Genomic DNA, 17488 nt, shown 5'->3' with positions numbered 1-17488 from the left:
TCTTTTTGAAGTTCTGACGATTTTATTTGTATAGATGAGAGTGCTCTAGAGCAACATAGTTCCAGCAACAAACATTAAAAAAACTGCAAATATTTTTTTCAAAGTTGGTGTAGGCAAGGATGTCGCTAGCTTTGCCCCAATGCGCGTCGTCAACATAGAGGTCGATGCAATCGCAACCAAAGCAGGCAGATAGACATAGCCGATACTGTAATTAGGCAGCGCATCGACTTTGTAGCCATGTAAGATAAAACCCGCCATACCCGAGATAGCAATCATACAACCACAAACCGAAGACGAGCCTACCGCTTTACGCATTTCAATGCCATGGCTGTTGAGAAACGGTACAGACAATGAGCCGCCACCAATACCAGCTAAGCTCGAAACGACGCCAATCCCAGTACCATAGACCATAGTAGTGGCACTACCTGGCATGGTTTTCTGTGATTTACCGCGGATAGAAAATAGCATTTGAATAGCCAACAGTAGCACAATGATGCCAAACACTTTAGGAAGATATTGAGCAGGGATCCACTCAGCAACATTTGCGCCTAGGAAGCCACCGACCACCACACCGGGCATCAGCCACTTAACGACGAACATGTCGACATTACCGAGTTTAAAATGGTTGAGAGCCGATGAGCCTGAGGTGGCAATAATGGTCGCAAGCGATGTTGCTAACGCAATTTGCATACTAATGCTGGCATCAATGCCTGCAGCAGGTAAAAGAAAAAGCAGCGCTGGTACAACGATTAATCCACCACCAATACCGAGTAATCCCGCCATGACGCCAACGACAGCGCCAAGCAGCATAAAAGAAACAAGTAGTTCTATAGACACAATAATCCTTATTTTTTGCCCGCTCGAATAAAGCCGGCAAAGCCTTTACTTTCAAAAAATGATTGCATCATAGCATAAATGTCATGGCCGTAAGGTTGCATCAACGCTTTGTCAGCGAGCGAACGTAATTCTTCCGTTTCAGTATGGCGCAGCAGGTACTTCACTTTTGCCACGTTTGACGTGTTCATACTCAAACTGCGGTAACCTAAGCCAACCATTAAGAGTGCACCAATTGGGTCACCAGCGAGCTCACCACAGATACACACAGGCAGGTTTAATTGCTGACAAGTTCGGTGAATATGACTTAAAGCCATAATAACCGAGGGGTGCATTGATTCATAAACATCGGCAACTCGCGCATTGTTTCGGTCTACTGCAAGCAAGTACTGAGTTAAGTCGTTAGTACCGATAGAAACAAAGTCTACTTTACTGGCAATCAGTGGCAGCAAGTAGATCATCGACGGTACTTCGATCATCACACCAATCTGAGGCATGGCGATCTGATCATCAAGCTCTGCCACCTCTTCATAGGCGCGCGTAATCAGTTCAATTGCATCATCAAGCTCTTGGGCACCAGATACCATTGGCAGCAAAATACTTAGATTCTGATGCTTCGAACTCGCTTTCATCATCGCACGTATCTGCATTAAGAAGATGTCGGGATGATCGAGAGTAAAGCGAATACCGCGCCATCCTAAGAATGGGTTATCTTCTTCAATCGGGAGATAAGGCAAGGCTTTGTCACCACCCACATCTAGCGTTCGCATAACAACGCGCTTACTCGGGTAGCTGCTTAGCACGGCTTGATACTGCTGAGTCTGCTCTTCTTCTGAAGGGAATCGGTGCTGAAGCAAAAATGAGATTTCAGTTCGGTACAGGCCTACCCCATCAACACCTTGGTTGATGGCAATATTGGTATCGGCACTTAACCCGGCATTCAACATCACTTCAATACGTTGACCATCTCTAGTAAATGCAGGTTCTTCAATACGCTGATTGACCATATTAGCCAACTCGCGCTCTTCATTAGCGAGGGCGCGATACTCACGTAGCAATTGTCGATTGGGTGAAACGAGTATTTTACCGCTATAGCCATCAACAACGCCTTTCTTACCATTCAGTATTTTAGGGTTTAACGTGACACCCATGACCGCGGGGATACCTAATGCACGCGACAAAATCGCCGCATGCGAGTTAGCTGCGCCTTCTAAGGAAATAACCGCTAGCAGTTTCTCTTTGGGGATCGATGCCAATAGTGTCGCGGTGAGTTCACGTACTACTAAGATAACGGGCTTATCAAAGGACTGCTTTTCTTGGTCGGTATTGTGCAAAAAGAACAGCAAGCGCTGGCCTAATTCGCGGATGTCTTGCGCTCGTTCTCGCAAGTAAACATCAGACATACGAGCAAAGCGGTTGGAGTAGGATTCGACCACTTGGCGCAGCGCCCAGTCAGCACGATCCCCCTTTTGGATTTGCGCTTTGAGGTCTTTGCGCAGCATAGGATCGTTAAGCAAGTGGGTAAAAAGATCGAATATCGCTAAAGCATCTTTGTTTATCTCGCTATCGAGCTTTTTGCGCATGCGTCGAAAGTCATTCAACGCTTCTTCTATCGCCAGTAACAGCCACTCCTGCTCACGATCAATATCAAGGGTCGAAGCAGGATAAACATTACTCAGTTCAGGTTGGGTGTCATCCCACCAAAACTCGCCAATTGCCACACCAGAAGAGGCCGGAACACCACGAATTGCTTGCTGTTTTTTCTCTAATCGCCAATGACCTTGAGTCTGGGCATGGGCGATAATCACGGCCAGCTGAGCGGCAAGAGTGACCAGAAACGACTCTTCCATCTCATCAAACTGACGCGGGGTCTTCTGCTGAACGACGAGTACGCCAAGCACTTGTTTACGGTAAATAATTGGGGTTCCGAGGAAGCTTTGATAAACCTCCTCTCCCAGCTCGGAGAAGTATTTAAAATTGGGGTGTTTGGAAGCTTCCGCTAGGTTAAGCGGCTCAGCACTGCGTTTAACAAGGCCAACCAAGCCCTCGCTAAATCGGATATGAATTTTATCCCCTTTAAAACGCAGGCCCTGAGTCGCCATTAACTCAAGACGCTGCATTTCTTCGTTAGCAAGATAGACGGTGCAACACTCAGTACTCATCGCACTGCATGTTTGTTTAACTAAGATGTCTAAGGCCTGATGAACTTCTTCTACCTTAGAAACTTGTTCAACTATTTCCCTTAGTTGAGAAAGCATGTCTATCCTCTTCGGTGCTTACGTTTGCCTTTTACTTTACGCTGTTTAAATGGCATCGCCATTGATGCAAACTCTTTCATTGCGCGACGATAAACATCACGCTTAAAAGAAACCACTTGTCTGACTGGATACCAATAGCTTACCCAACGCCAACCATCAAACTCAGGGGAACTGCCACGCAACATATCAATTCGTGATTCATCACAATCGAGTCGCAGCAGAAACCATTTCTGTTTCTGACCGATACAAACAGGTTTTGAATCCCAACGAACAAGGCGCTTTGGTAGCTTATATCTTAACCAATGACGACTTGTCGCAACGATCTTTACGTCTTTCTTTGTAAGACCAACCTCTTCATACAACTCCCTATACATTGCCTGTTCAGGGGTTTCACCTTCATCAATTCCACCTTGAGGGAACTGCCAAGAGTGTTGTCCGTATCGTTTAGCCCAGAAGACCTGACCATGGCTGTTACAGATTACAATTCCCACATTTAAGCGGTAACCATCGCCATCTATCACTGGCCAACCTCAAATAAAATCTTTAATTACAGTGATTTTTCCACATATCCCCAGTAGGAGCAAACTTACTAGTGTGACTAGGGCAGAAAATATTGCTTTCACATCCTCCAATGGATAACTTTTAATCAAATTCGAGGTTACTCACACTGCAGTGAGACATAGACCACATTTATTCACCTTTTCTGTGCATAACTATGTGAAGAATCAATGTGAAAGTGATCAATAGCTAACCAACTCATACTTTGGGGCAGCAAGAAGATCAAATCAAGACATATTAAATTCAATAAAAACAATGAATTATGATAAAAATAAATTTAAATAGTTTGTATCATAGAAGCATTTCTATCAACAAACACAGATCGGTCAAAGATCAACCATAGTTGATTTTATCCACACCACATAAGTTAAACCTAACTATATGACTAAAATTTCAAGTATTTTTTCACCCCAAAACCCCTGTTTATTCATACACACCATCGCCAATTGGCAAGTTTCTCCAACTAGGCTGTGGATAACCTTTTAATTGATGATCTTTTACTCATAACGATCATTCTCTCTACAGTCGTAATTTTCTTTCACTGAGTTACAATGAGCCCACTTTCCACACTGTTGCAATACCAATGAAGCCAGAACCGACCACAGAACAAGAACTGCTTGAACGAGCAAAAAGCATCGCAGGTGTTAGCTTTGCCGATCTAGCAGAGGAAGCCGAGATCGAAGTTCCACCGGATCTTCGTCGTGATAAAGGCTGGGTTGGACAGCTATTAGAATGGCACTTAGGGGCAACGGCAGGCAGTAAACCGACTCAAGACTTTGAGAAGCTGGGAATCGAGCTAAAAACCATTCCAATTGGGTACTCAGGAAAACCATTAGAAACGACCTTTGTTTGTGTCGCACCACTGATTGGCGTTCATGGTCTCACTTGGGAAACAAGCCATGTTCGCAATAAACTTTCCCGAGTGTTGTGGATTCCAGTAGAAGGCGAAAGGGAGATCCCATTAGCGCAGCGTTGCGTCGGTTCACCTTTGATCTGGTCGCCAAGCATCGAAGAAGAGCAACAACTTAAAGCTGACTGGGAAGAGCTGATGGAACTCATCGTACTAGGTCGAGTCGAGCAAATTAACGCTCGTCATGGTGAGGTTTTGCAGCTACGACCTAAAGCGGCGAATAGCCGAGTTTTGACCGAAGCCTATGGAGCAAGCGGTAAACCAATAAAAACGCTGCCAAGAGGATTCTATTTAAGAACTCAATTCACAGCGCGTATTCTTGAAAACCATTATGTTTAGTGCGTGGTAAGCGATAGCTCCACATCATGATACAGAGGGCCGTCACTCGCACCACATTCATCATAAGCGTTATGTAAACGTAAGTATGCTCGTTCCACACCCAGTCTCAGTAACTCCTCTTTGACTAGCTCTAGCGAGTCGAAGTGCACGGGCTCATCATCAATCTTTATTGGCTCTATTTTGTGCTTATATTCAACGGCTAATAGATACTGGGATAAGTCTGAACAGCCAATCACAAACACCTTTGGTGGTTGATAGCTGTCTTTATGATGACCATGTATCCACTTATCTAACTGACTTTTTTGCATAGTTCACCTCCATTAACCAGTATTAGCCAACTTTGCAAAATTTGCGAATTTGTTACCCCTCGCTCTTTTCTAATCATACTCAAATCCCCTATAGTGGGATCACATACCCGTAACGACAAGGAAGATCGATGCAATACAACAAGTTACCCCATTCCACTTTGGAAGTGAGTAAGATCTGTCTTGGCACCATGACGTTTGGTGAGCAAAATACTGAGCAAGAAGCTTTTAGCCAGCTTGATTACGCACTTGAGCGCGGTGTGAATTTTATTGATACCGCAGAGATGTACCCTGTGCCACCAAAAGCAAATACTCAGGGATTAACCGAGCAGTACATTGGAAGCTGGCTTGCTAAATCAGGTAAGCGAGAAAAAGTGGTGTTAGCCACCAAGGTTGCGGGTCCAAGAAACGTCCCTTATATCCGCGAAAACATGAGTTTAGATCGGAAAAACATCCATCTAGCGATTGATGATAGCCTGAAACGGTTACAAACCGATTATGTCGATCTTTATCAACTACACTGGCCACAAAGGCAAACCAACTGTTTCGGTCAGCTGAACTACCCCTACCCTGACGCTCAGGAAGAGGTGACATTAGTTGAAACGCTCGAAGCGCTCGCTGAGCTAATTAAAGCAGGAAAAGTCCGCTATATCGGTGTTTCTAATGAGACACCTTGGGGCGTGATGACTCTGCTTCGCTTAGCGGAAAAGCACGAGCTACCAAGAATTGTCTCGATTCAAAACCCTTACAACTTGCTCAATCGAAGTTTTGAAGTGGGTTTGTCTGAAATAAGCCATTATGAAGGCGTTCAGCTACTTGCTTATTCCCCACTCGCGTTTGGCTGCCTAAGCGGTAAATATCTAAATGGAGCACGTCCTGAAGGGGCTCGATGCTCTCTATTTGAACGCTTTGTTCGTTACTTTACTCCTCAAGGAGAACAAGCGACACAAGCGTACGTCGATCTCGCAAGACAACACGGTTTAGATCCGGCGCAAATGGCGTTGGCATTTGTTAACCAAAGGCCGTTTGTCGCATCCAATATCATTGGCGCGACAAACTTGGAACAGCTTAAATCTAATATTGATAGTTTAGATGTCGTATTAACAGATGAGTTGCTTCAAGGGATTCAAGAGATTGGTACGACTTACTCCAACCCTTGTCCATAATCTATCGTTACAGAAATAGCGGGGCAGGTGAAGCGCCTGCCCCTGAGATTACGTTGGTATTCGCGCACTGAGTACACGACGAAGATGACGAATACGACGTTCGGCTTTGACGCTATCTGGTTCAGTAAATCCTATTGGACGACCATCTTGCTCAAGACCGATATCACGTAGCAAATGCTCATTGTTCCAAGGTAAGTCGTAGGCACTACGACGCAGTTTACGTTTCCAATCACGCTCTTCTCGACGTAGATCCGCTTTGACCAAAAGAGTGGCAAGTTTTAGGTATACAGAATGACTCATGAGTTTTCTCCAGTTGAGTTTGAAGCTGGGAAAAGATCAACGAATCATTAGATCAAGAGTGTTTTAATTCGCTGCTTTTCCGCAGCCAATTAAAAAAAGGATACGGATTAATTACATGGTTTTATCTAGTTTTCGATCGGCTACAAACGTATTGCGTTTAATAGCATCCATTGCGGGAATGGTTTGATCGACAGACGCACAGATAAATGATTGAACAGTGAAATGTTTCATTGTGCGCCTCCTAGCTAATGTATTAATCCAAATATTTTGATGGGTTTGAGCCTTAGCTCATGGTTAAATTCTATTCATATTAGGTGATATTTCAACCACCTTGCTGCATAAATTTTCAAAACAAATTTTTAACCTAAAAATAACCGGGTTGAGCTTTTGATTATAAGATATTCAGCTAAGTAATATTACATGAACAATAGATCGTATCGGTAATATAAATAAAGCCGCGCTATCACTAGCGCGGCTTTTTATTTACAAATCAATCAGCTATGCAGGTATGTCTGAAATTAGGTTGTGTTTGTTTAATAATCGATACATGGTTGCACGCGATACACCTAGCTCTTTTGCAGCCATCGACACCTGACCAGAATGAGACTCTAGCACCAACAACAAGGCATCCCTTTCGCTACGCTCACGAATACTCTTTAAGCTACGGCGGCTATCACTACGCTTAGGTAAATCTAGATGTGGCTCGTCAAGCATCACGGTATCTGACATCAGAACGATACGTTTGATCTGATTCATCAGTTCGCGGACATTACCAGGCCAATGATAACGAGTCATGGCACGTGCTGCTTCTTCAGTAAAGCTACGCGCTTGGGCATTGTACTCTTTTGAGTATTCCTGCAAGAAGTGACGGGCAAGGATAGAAATATCCCCAGCACGTTCTTTTAGACTCGGAACATTAATACGTAGCACATTGATGTAGTGATAGAGCTCTTCGTTAAAATCGCCATCAATCAATGCTTTTTCAATATCAGCAGAATTCGCCGCTAAAACGCGCACATCCACTTCCCTACGACCTGATGCAGTGTCTACCATCCCCTCTTGGAGGAAACGCAATAAATTAAACTGCTGTGAGCGAGGTAAGGTGAGAATATCGTTGAGTAATATCGTACCGCCATCCGCTCTCTCTAGAATTGATGGCTCGCTCATATCATCACGATTAATTCCGAATAAGTCACTCTCTATTCGACGCTCCGACATCGCACGACAGTTAACCGAGATAAACTCTTTGTTTGCTCGCGCAGAGGTACGATGGACGGCACGGGCAACGGTTTCTTTACCTGTGCCATTTTCTCCATAGATTAAGATACTGACATCAGTAGGACCAATGCGCTTAATCTGATCACGTAGACGCTTAACAGGGATAGAGTCACCAATTAATCCCATGTCACTTTGATTGCCGTAATGTGGCCAAACTTTTTTCTCAAGTTTCAGCATACCTAATTGATGACCAATGGTGCTGAGCAACTGAGCATCAGGAATTGGAGCGGTAAAAAAGTCGATACAGAAGTTAACGATAAATTGGCAAATAGTATCTGAGCTTAATTGAGACTCACGAATGAAGGCTAACCAGCGTACCTGTTTGTGTTTGCTCACCAAGTTAGCAATACCATTGAGACTGAACTCATCATGGCTAAGATCAACAATACCGATACAAGGGCCCGTTTCAGTGAACAGTGCATCGGCTTTGCGTAAATCACCACACTGAGTACATCTCCAACCTACTTGCTCTAAAACTGACAGCCAAGGCTCATAGGTTCCTCCCACTACAACCAACGAACCTGGAACGGAATCCATCCGGAATTGACTACCCATGAAGCTAGTTCCTTTTTATTGATAATGTAAATGCTGTGCGCGTAAACACACATAAAATTGTATGTGGTTACATTATAGAGACTTACAGAGATAATCTGTCTCAAATATAAGACTAGCGGGGGAATCGCACTTTTTCCATGCGTTGTGAGAAGCTACTCGAAAAAAACTTTCTTTGCTAAGTAACTCAATTGCTTAGAAAGCAGTGAATAGATTGACTGGTTAGACCAATACTAGAGGGAAAAATAAACTTTAGTTGTAGATGACTAAACGCAAAAAAGTCACCCGAAGGTGACTTTTTCAATTATGTTGCCTGCCTACAGCTTAAGCTTGAGGGCGCATCGCTGGGAACAGAATCACGTCACGAATTGTGTGCGTGTTAGTGAACAACATAGCAAGGCGATCGATTCCGATACCTTGTCCCGCTGTTGGCGGTAGACCGTGCTCTAGTGCAGTGATGTAGTCTGCATCGTAGTACATAGCTTCGTCATCACCTGCGTCTTTGGCGTTAACTTGCGCTTTGAAACGCTCGTCTTGGTCTTGTGCATCGTTAAGCTCAGAGAAGCCGTTTGCAACTTCACGACCACCGATAAAGAACTCAAAACGGTCAGTGAAGAACGGGTTGTCATCGCTACGACGTGCTAGAGGAGAGATGTCCGCTGGGTAGCCCGTGATGAAGGTTGGTTGAATTAGCTGAGGCTCAGCCGTTTCACCAAAGATCTCTTCTAGAAGCTGGCCACAAGTCCAGAACGTTTCTACTTCTACGTGTACAGATTTCGCGATTGCTACCATCTTGTCACGGTCTTGTAGGTCTGCTTCTGTTAGCGCTTGGATCTCAGCGTGCCCAGGGTTGTAGTGCTTGATCGCATCAAACATGCTCATGCGAGCGTACTTACCACCGAACTCAACTGTTTCGTCACCGTAAGGCATAGAAGTCGAACCAAGAACGTCCATCGCTGCTGTGCTTAGCATCTCTTCAGTCAGATCCATCAGATCTTTGTAGTCAGAGTACGCTTGGTAGAATTCCATCATTGTGAATTCTGGGTTGTGACGTGGCGATAGGCCTTCGTTACGGAAGTTACGGTTGATCTCAAATACACGGTCAAAACCACCCACAACTAGACGCTTCAGGTAAAGCTCCGGTGCAACACGTAGGTACATGTCGATGTCTAGCGCGTTGTGGTGCGTGATGAATGGACGTGCAGTCGCACCACCAGGGATCACGTGCATCATTGGTGTTTCAACTTCTAGGTAGCCTTTTGAGCTCATGAAGTTGCGGATTGAAGATACTAGCTTAGAACGCACGATAAATGCATTGCGAGAATCTTCGTTCACGATTAGGTCAACGTAACGCTGACGGTAACGCATCTCTTGGTCAGTTAAACCGTGGAACTTCTCTGGCAGTGGACGAAGTGCTTTAGTTAGCAGCTCGTAAGACTCCATGTTCACGTAAAGGTCGCCTTTACCTGATTTGTGAAGTGCACCTTTAACACCAATGATGTCACCGATGTCTAGGCCTTGGTATTTCTCTTTCAGCTCTTTTTGAACATCTTTGGCAGCGTATGCTTGGATACGGCCAGATGTTTCTTGAATAGCTAGGAATGGACCACGTTTAGCCATAACACGACCAGCGATTGCTACAACATGGTTAAGCTCTTCTAGCTCTTCCTTCGTCTTTTCACCGAATTCCGCTTGAAGATCGCCAGCTAGGTGCTCACGACGGAAGTCATTTGGGTGGCCGTTTGCTTTGCAGCTCTTACGGATATGATCCAGTTTAGCGCGGCGCTCAGCAATTAACTTGTTCTCTTCTTGTACGTTCTCGTTTTGAACAGCATCAGTCATTTTCGATGTATCCTGTTTTCGTTAGTAACGATAGTTTTTTCGGTGAAAAGCTTACAGACCTGATTTCAGGCTAGCTTCAATAAATTTGTCTAGGTCGCCATCTAGAACCGCTTGAGTGTTGCGGTTTTCAACGCCAGTACGTAGATCTTTGATGCGCGAGTCATCCAGTACGTAAGAGCGGATTTGGCTACCCCAACCGATGTCAGATTTCGCATCTTCGTTAGCTTGCTTCTCTGCGTTCTGTTTTTGAATCTCTAGTTCAAAAAGCTTCGCGCGAAGCTGCTTCATCGCTTGGTCTTTGTTCTTATGTTGAGAGCGATCGTTCTGACATTGAACCACAGTGTTAGTAGGAACGTGAGTAATACGAACCGCTGATTCCGTGGTGTTAACGTGCTGACCACCCGCACCAGAAGCGCGGTATACGTCGATACGTAGATCAGAAGGGTTAATGTCGATCTGAATGTTGTCATCAATCTCTGGGTAAATAAACGCAGAAGCAAACGATGTATGACGGCGGCCACTTGAATCGAACGGTGATTTACGAACAAGACGGTGAACACCAGTCTCTGTGCGCAACCAGCCATAAGCGTACTCGCCAGAAATCTTAACCGTTGCACCTTTCAGACCCGCGACTTCACCTTCTGATACTTCGATAACTTCGGTCTTAAAGCCTTTCGCTTCAGCCCAGCGCAAGTACATGCGTAACATCATTGAAGTCCAGTCTTGCGCTTCTGTACCACCAGAGCCTGACTGTAAATCGATATAACAGTCTGAAGCATCGTGGTCGCCAGAGAACATACGACGGAACTCAAGCTTTTCTAGTTTAGCTTCAAGCTCAGCCAATTCTGGTTCAACTTCATCGAAGGTTTCTTGATCTTCTTCTTCAACAGCAAGCTCTAAAAGACCTTCAACGTCTTCAACACCTTGCTCAAGTTGATCAATCGTTTCAACAACCGCTTCTAGTGAAGAACGTTCTTTACCTAGAGCTTGTGCGCGTTCTGGTTCGTTCCATACATCTGGTTGTTCTAGTTCTGCGTTGACTTCTTCTAGACGCTCTTGTTTGGCGTCATAGTCAAAGGTACCCCCTCAGGACATTTGTGCGCTCAGACACGTCCTTTAGGCGGTTTTTAATTGGATTGATTTCAAACATGTTTGCTCAACATTTATGAGTAGAATTTAACCGGAGAATTCTACTGAAAAATGTGATGAAGATACAGGAATATTTTATTGGCGAATAAAAATGCTTGAATAGAAAAAATCCCCTGTCACGCCTTGCGCGACAGGGGATCTTTGATTCAAAAAAGTTGCTTTATTATGCAGCTTCTTCCGTTAGCGACTGTTGCTCTGACTTACCAACAAAAAACATACATGCAATCGCAACTGCCGTTGGCATCAACCATCCCATACCAACATCAAACAGCGGCAGCATGCTCATTGCTGATACGTCGACACCTGCAACTTTTGCCGCATCAATTAGTGCAAACAGTAATGAGACCAAAATAACCACACGATAAGCCACTTGTGGATTTGGTAGCTTTTTGCGCACAAACGTCAGTGCCACTAGCGCAATCGCTACTGGATATAGTGCAAATAGCACAGGCACAGATAGAGAAATTAGCTGTGATAGACCAACATTTGCCACAGTTGCACAAGCAACACCAATGATAACTACCCATGCTTTGTAAGAAACTGGCGTGATAGAACTGAAGTAATCAGAACAAGCAGAGATAATACCGATAGCCGTGGTCAAACATGCAAGCAGTACAATCACAGACAGCACAATCTGACCATATGGACCAAATAGAGACTGAACGTACACGCTAAGAATCGCACCACCGTTGTCAGCACCAGCAGCTACTGCGGCACTAGTTGCGCCTAGGTAGAACAGTGATACATAGACAAAGACTAAGCCCGTTGCAGCGACAAATGCTGCGCTAATCAGGTACTTCGCCGTCGCCTTTTGATCATCTACACCTTTTTTACGCAGTGCATCTACGATAAGCCCACCAAACATCAGCGAGGCAAACGTATCCATGGTGTTGTAACCCTCTAGGAAACCTTTCTGTAGAGGATGCGTCAGGTACTCTCCTTGCGCAGCGATCATTTCACCTTGCGGATCAATAAATACCGCAGCCGCAAGCACAATCAATCCCAAGAAAAGAACTGGAGTCAGGATTTTACCAATCACATCGATCAACTTGCCCTGAGACCATGCAAAAAACATCGCAACAACAAAGAATAGGATAGAGAAAACCGTCAAATGCATTTGCGCCGCATCGACAAAGAAGGGTTTAACGGCCATTTCGTAAGCGACAAGACCTGTACGAGGCGCTGCAAATGCAGGACCAATGATGATGAAAATCAGTACCGCAATAGTCATCGCCACGCGCTTTGGCAAATCTTTGGTTAAGTGCTCCCAAGAACCACCAGCAACCGCAATTGCAACGATAGTAATAAGAGGTAGACCTACTGCCGTTAGTAGGAAACCTGTCATAGCAGGAATTAAGTTTTCTCCGGCTAATTGACCAGCCAAAGGTGGGAAAATAATGTTACCTGCACCCAAAAAGAATGCGAAAAGCATAAAGCCTACCGCAATAATATCTGTTAGTTTTAAAGTCTGATTCACTGTCGACCCTTTACTTATAATTTAATAGATGTTGTGTTTGCTGAGTGATACGAACGTGCGCTCACTCTATAAAATTAAGGCGCGCATGATGACGAAATCCTTATCACCTCGCAAGCTCAAGGCTAAAAACACCATAAAAATTTATAACTCGACCTAAAAATCAGCATACATCACCAAGATCAATAAAAATACCAGTTTAATAAACTAGTCAAAATCCACTACACACTGGACACAAATAGCACAAAAAACCAAACAACCGCGTAACAACAGATCAATTAACTCAAAAACCAACCGAACTCCGACAAACATAAAAGTTATGAAAAAAACAAAAGACTTCGATTTCAAACAATTTAGCATTTATGGCGGCCTTTCAGGCATGCCTGTCAGTACTGACGGAGTACTTCTAGGTGCTTGGACTAACTTAGAAAATGCGGCGTCTTTATTGGATATTGGAACAGGGACAGGTTTGCTAAGTTTGATGTGCGCTCAATGTCATCTTTCACTGACTATCGAGGCGATTGATATTGATGACAATGCTATCGAAGCGGCGAGTATAAATTTCGCACGCTCACCTTGGGCACAAAGATTAACGCTCCATCAAGGTGATGTGCTTACGTACCAGTTTCCAAAACAGTTTGATCGCATCATATGTAACCCGCCTTACTTCAATACAGGTGAGCAAGCGAGCAATATTTCGCGCGCAACGGCTAGACATACAGATACCTTAACCCATCAAGCGTTGCTTGCACGATGTCAGCAGTTACTGACCAGCCAAGGCAAAGCAAGCTTTGTACTACCTAAAGTCGAGGGAGATCTGTTCATCCAGTTAGCGGTAGAACAAGGTTGGCATCTCAGTCAACGATGCCAAATCAAGCCTACTGAACGTAAAGAGGTCACTAGGCTGTTGATTGAACTGACCAAAACAGCAACGACTGCGATTGAAGAATCCCTGACTATTCATAGTGATGGAGGCTATAGCGATGCCTTTATCGATTTGACGAAAGACTTTTATCTTAAGATGTAAAAATAACGTGTGATCCTTGTCACCGAAAACTCTATAATACGTCCCCTTAAATTTATTGCTCACACCAACTGGCTTGTGGAGACATCATAGTGATCAGAAATTTTGCTGAATTAGAGTTAGACCCTAACCTACTCCTCGCAATCGAAGAAATGGGTTACGACCGCCCAACGCAAATTCAAGCTGAAGCCATTCCACAAGCTTTAGATGGCCGCGATATCTTAGCTTCCGCACCGACAGGGACGGGTAAAACCGCAGCGTTTGTCTTGCCTGCTCTGCAATATTTGCAAGACTTCCCTCGCCGTAAGCCAGGACCTGCGCGCATTCTAATATTAACTCCAACTCGTGAGCTAGCGATGCAGGTTGCCGATCAAGCACGCGCACTGGCTAAGCACACTAAGCTCAATATCTTCACCATTACTGGTGGTGTGCAGTATCAAGAGCACGCTGAAATCTTAGGTAAGACTCAAGATATCGTCGTCGCGACGCCAGGACGTTTGATGGAGTACATCAACGCTGAACGTTTTGACTGTCGAGCGATCGAATGGCTGATCCTAGATGAAGCTGACCGCATGCTAGACATGGGCTTTGGTCCAACCGTTGACCGCCTATCTGCTGAGTGTCGTTGGCGTAAGCAAACTTTACTCTTCTCAGCGACGCTAGAAGGTAAGGGTGTTGAAGGTTTTACTGCGGATCTACTTAAAGAGCCTGCTGAGATAGATGCAGAGCCTTCGCGTCGTGAGCGCAAAAAGATTGCCCAGTGGTATCACCGTGCTGACGATATGACGCACAAGCTTGAGCTACTGAAAAAGATCATCAATGACCAAGCTGAGCGTTCAATCGTGTTCCTAAAAACGCGTGAGCGCTTATCAGAGCTACGTGTTGAACTAGAGAAAGCGCAAATCCCATGTGCATGGATCCAAGGCGAAATGCCTCAAGATCGCCGTAACAATGCAATTGCCCGCTTCCGTGATGGCAGCGTCAATGTTCTTCTAGCGACCGATGTAGCTGCTCGTGGTATTGACCTTCCAGATGTTAGCCACGTGATCAACTACGACATGCCGCGCAGCGCTGATGTTTACTTACACCGCATCGGCCGTACCGCGCGTGCAGGTAAAAAAGGTAATGCTATCTCACTAGTAGAAGCACACGATCAACCAATGATGGATCGCGTTGCTCGCTACGTAAAAGAAGAGATCAAAGAGCGCTTCATTAAAGAGATGCGCCCTAAGCATAAGAAGCCGACGTTCAAGAAAAAGAAAAAAGACGACAAGAAAAAGTCTGTCGCTAAAGGCAAAAAGAAAGTCGCTAAGAAGAAGAAATAGCTAGAGAGCTAGAGAGCTAGAGAAATTTGGAGGGTTGATGTGCGAGCATCGACCCTTTTTGTTTGCGATCGCTTCGCTAGTGATATGGGATACGGGAACGGACTTCGTCCTACGGATAACTGGATAACTGGATAACTGGATAACTGGATAACTGGATAACTGGATAACTGGATAACTGGATAACTAAGGTTGAGTGATCACGTTAGAGAGTCAACTTTATTTTTCCGAAGGGCGAAGCCCGATCCCGTTTTCCATAAGCGAAGCGATCCATAGGACGAAGTCCGCTCTCCCCCCCCTAGACAAAAAAATACCGCCTTAATTAAGGCGGTATTTGAGAATAAATTCTTCAAAGTAGTTGGGGTTAGAACAAGGCAACGAGCAAGTTCAGCCCCATGAGCATAGTCCACTATGTGATTGGGTTAAATTTGCGAAGTTAACGCAGTTATCACCCCAAATACGCAGAAGATTAGTGCTCGCGGGTGGCACGGAACTCAACTTCTGGAAAACGCTCTTTCGCTAGATTCAGGTTCACCATAGTTGGTGCGATGTAGGTTAGGTTATCACCACCATCTAGCGCTAGGTTAGTTTGGTTCTTACGCTGGAACTCATCCAGTTTCTTACCATCTTCACACTCTACCCAGCGTGCAGTTGCGACGTTTACGCTCTCGTAGATCGCTTCTACGTTGTATTCTGCTTTCAGGCGCGCTACCACGACGTCAAACTGAAGTACACCTACCGCACCTACGATTAGATCGTTGTTTTGTAGTGGGCGGAATACCTGTACCGCACCTTCTTCAGAAAGCTGTACTAGACCTTTTAGTAGCTGTTTCTGCTTCAGAGGGTCTCTTAGGCGAATACGGCGGAATAGCTCTGGAGCAAAGTTAGGAATGCCTGAGAACTTCAGCGCTTCACCTTGAGTAAAGGTATCACCAATCTGGATTGTACCGTGGTTATGTAGACCAATAATATCACCTGCATAAGCGTTTTCTGCACGTGAACGGTCACCAGCCATAAAGGTTACCGCATCAGAGATATTGATTTGCTTACCAATACGCACATGATTCATCTTCATACCTTGCTTGTAGGTACCCGATACAATTCGCATGAATGCAATGCGGTCACGGTGCTTAGGATCCATGTTTGCTTGGATCTTAAATACGAAACCTGAGAAGTTTTCTTCTGTTGCTTCTACTGAACGCTCGTTAGCTTCGCGCGTTTGAGGTGCTGGCGCCCACTTAGTAAGACCTTCCAACATATGGTCAACACCAAAGTTACCTAGTGCAGTACCAAAATAGACAGGTGTTAATTCACCTTGTAGGAACAGCTCAAGATCAAATTCCGGACAAGCTCCCATGACTAACTCAAGTTCCTCACGGACGCTTTCAGCAAGGTCTGCGCCTACTGCTTCGTCTAGCTCTGGGTTATCAAGCCCTTTGATGGTGCGTACTTCTTGAATCTCATGACCGTGGCCAGATTCATAAAGAATCGTTTCATCACGGTGAATGTGATAAACCCCTTTAAACTCTTTACCACAACCGATTGGCCAAGAGATAGGCGCACACATCATGCCTAGCTCGCTTTCAACCTCGTCTAGGACTTCCATTGGGTCACGAACATCACGGTCTAGTTTGTTCATGAAAGTAACGATTGGCGTATCACGTAAACGTGTTACTTCCATCAGTTTGCGAGTACGGTCCTCGACACCTTTCGCTGCGTCGATTACCATCAAACAGGAGTCAACCGCCGTCAGTGTACGATAAGTATCTTCTGAGAAGTCTTCGTGTCCTGGGGTATCGAGAAGGTTAACCAAACAATCGTTGAACGGAAACTGCATGACAGACGTTGTTACCGAGATACCACGCTCTTTCTCCATCTCCATCCAGTCAGATTTTGCGTGTTGAGCTGAGCCACGGCCTTTAACAGTACCCGCTGTTTGGATAGCACGTCCGAACAATAGTACTTTTTCTGTAATCGTGGTTTTACCCGCATCCGGGTGCGAGATAATAGCGAATGTTCTACGTTTAGACACTTCGCCTAGAAATGGAGTATTTGACATGAAAGGTTCTTCTTCTGTCTAAGCGCTAGAGAAGGCAAGAAATACCCTAGCGTAAATGGTCGATTCAATTTTGCGCGGTATTTTCGCTTATAATGGACTGTGGGGCAACTTCCACAGC

14 protein-coding genes are annotated in these 17488 nt (G+C 44.9%); 4 read left to right on the top strand and 10 right to left on the bottom strand.

Annotated features, from left to right (window positions below; all coding sequences use genetic code 11):
- Window positions 1–45: 45 nt before the first annotated feature.
- Genes IX91_RS02600 through rppH form a run of 3 tightly spaced genes read right to left on the bottom strand, consistent with a single transcriptional unit; the run spans window position 46 to window position 3613 of the window.
- Window positions 46–810: a sulfite exporter TauE/SafE family protein gene (locus tag IX91_RS02600; RefSeq protein ID WP_275666580.1), complete on the bottom strand. Its 765-nt coding sequence runs from the start codon at window positions 808–810 to the stop codon at window positions 46–48.
- A gap of 35 nt (window positions 811–845) precedes the next feature.
- Window positions 846–3092: a phosphoenolpyruvate--protein phosphotransferase gene (gene ptsP, locus IX91_RS02595; protein WP_004744862.1), complete on the bottom strand. Its 2247-nt coding sequence runs from the start codon at window positions 3090–3092 to the stop codon at window positions 846–848.
- A gap of 2 nt (window positions 3093–3094) precedes the next feature.
- Complete coding sequence (gene rppH, locus IX91_RS02590) at window positions 3095–3613, bottom strand: RNA pyrophosphohydrolase (protein WP_004744863.1); 519 nt, start codon at window positions 3611–3613, stop codon at window positions 3095–3097.
- A 620-nt stretch (window positions 3614–4233) separates the two neighbouring features.
- Between rppH and mutH the strand changes: the two genes are divergently transcribed.
- Window positions 4234–4899 carry a DNA mismatch repair endonuclease MutH gene (gene mutH / locus IX91_RS02585; protein ID WP_004744864.1) on the top strand — a complete coding sequence of 222 codons (666 nt, stop codon included), beginning with the start codon at window positions 4234–4236 and terminating at the stop codon, window positions 4897–4899.
- Here the strand turns inward: mutH and IX91_RS02580 are convergent.
- The gene (locus IX91_RS02580) at window positions 4896–5207 is read right to left on the bottom strand and encodes a DUF6482 family protein (protein ID WP_004744865.1); all 312 of its coding nucleotides are present in this window, start codon (window positions 5205–5207) and stop codon (window positions 4896–4898) included. The genes mutH and IX91_RS02580 overlap by 4 nt on opposite strands.
- Window positions 5208–5335: 128 nt before the next feature.
- Between IX91_RS02580 and IX91_RS02575 the strand changes: the two genes are divergently transcribed.
- Window positions 5336–6370 (top strand): NADP(H)-dependent aldo-keto reductase, encoded by a 1035-nt coding sequence (locus IX91_RS02575; protein ID WP_004744866.1) that lies wholly within the window; start codon window positions 5336–5338, stop codon window positions 6368–6370.
- Between the two features lie 48 nt (window positions 6371–6418).
- On the opposite strand, the gene IX91_RS02570 is transcribed toward IX91_RS02575, so the two are convergent.
- The 5 genes from IX91_RS02570 to brnQ form a co-directional block, all read right to left on the bottom strand.
- Window positions 6419–6670, bottom strand: coding sequence for a hypothetical protein (locus IX91_RS02570; RefSeq protein ID WP_004744867.1), 252 nt, complete (start codon window positions 6668–6670; stop codon window positions 6419–6421).
- 498 nt (window positions 6671–7168) lie between these two features.
- On the bottom strand, window positions 7169–8503 hold the full coding sequence (gene vpsR / locus IX91_RS02565) for a cyclic-di-GMP-binding transcriptional regulator VpsR (protein ID WP_004744869.1): 1335 nt from the start codon (window positions 8501–8503) through the stop codon (window positions 7169–7171).
- Window positions 8504–8824: 321 nt separating this feature from the next.
- Window positions 8825–10342, bottom strand: coding sequence for a lysine--tRNA ligase (gene lysS / locus IX91_RS02560; protein ID WP_004744870.1), 1518 nt, complete (start codon window positions 10340–10342; stop codon window positions 8825–8827).
- Window positions 10343–10393: 51 nt separating this feature from the next.
- Window positions 10394–11492 (bottom strand): peptide chain release factor 2 gene (gene prfB, locus IX91_RS02555; protein WP_100225195.1). Its coding sequence is split into 2 segments (ribosomal slippage): window positions 10394–11416 and window positions 11418–11492, totalling 1098 coding nucleotides; the frame shifts between segments, so codons are not numbered across the junction.
- A 162-nt stretch (window positions 11493–11654) separates the two neighbouring features.
- Complete coding sequence (gene brnQ / locus IX91_RS02550) at window positions 11655–12968, bottom strand: branched-chain amino acid transport system II carrier protein (protein WP_004744872.1); 1314 nt, start codon at window positions 12966–12968, stop codon at window positions 11655–11657.
- Window positions 12969–13284: 316 nt separating this feature from the next.
- On the opposite strand from brnQ, the gene IX91_RS02545 reads away from it, so the two are divergent.
- A complete protein-coding gene (locus IX91_RS02545; RefSeq protein ID WP_004744873.1) occupies window positions 13285–13992 on the top strand; it encodes a tRNA1(Val) (adenine(37)-N6)-methyltransferase in 708 nt (235 codons plus the stop codon).
- 89 nt (window positions 13993–14081) lie between these two features.
- Window positions 14082–15314 carry an ATP-dependent RNA helicase SrmB gene (srmB, locus tag IX91_RS02540; protein ID WP_004744874.1) on the top strand — a complete coding sequence of 411 codons (1233 nt, stop codon included), beginning with the start codon at window positions 14082–14084 and terminating at the stop codon, window positions 15312–15314.
- Window positions 15315–15780: 466 nt separating this feature from the next.
- On the opposite strand, the gene prfC is transcribed toward srmB, so the two are convergent.
- Complete coding sequence (gene prfC, locus IX91_RS02535) at window positions 15781–17370, bottom strand: peptide chain release factor 3 (RefSeq protein WP_004744875.1); 1590 nt, start codon at window positions 17368–17370, stop codon at window positions 15781–15783.
- Between the last annotated feature and the right edge of the window lie 118 nt (window positions 17371–17488).

It is taken from the genome of Vibrio tubiashii ATCC 19109, from assembly GCF_000772105.1.
GTDB lineage: Bacteria > Pseudomonadota > Gammaproteobacteria > Enterobacterales > Vibrionaceae > Vibrio > Vibrio tubiashii.
This window is presented reverse-complemented; position numbering and strand designations above follow the sequence as displayed.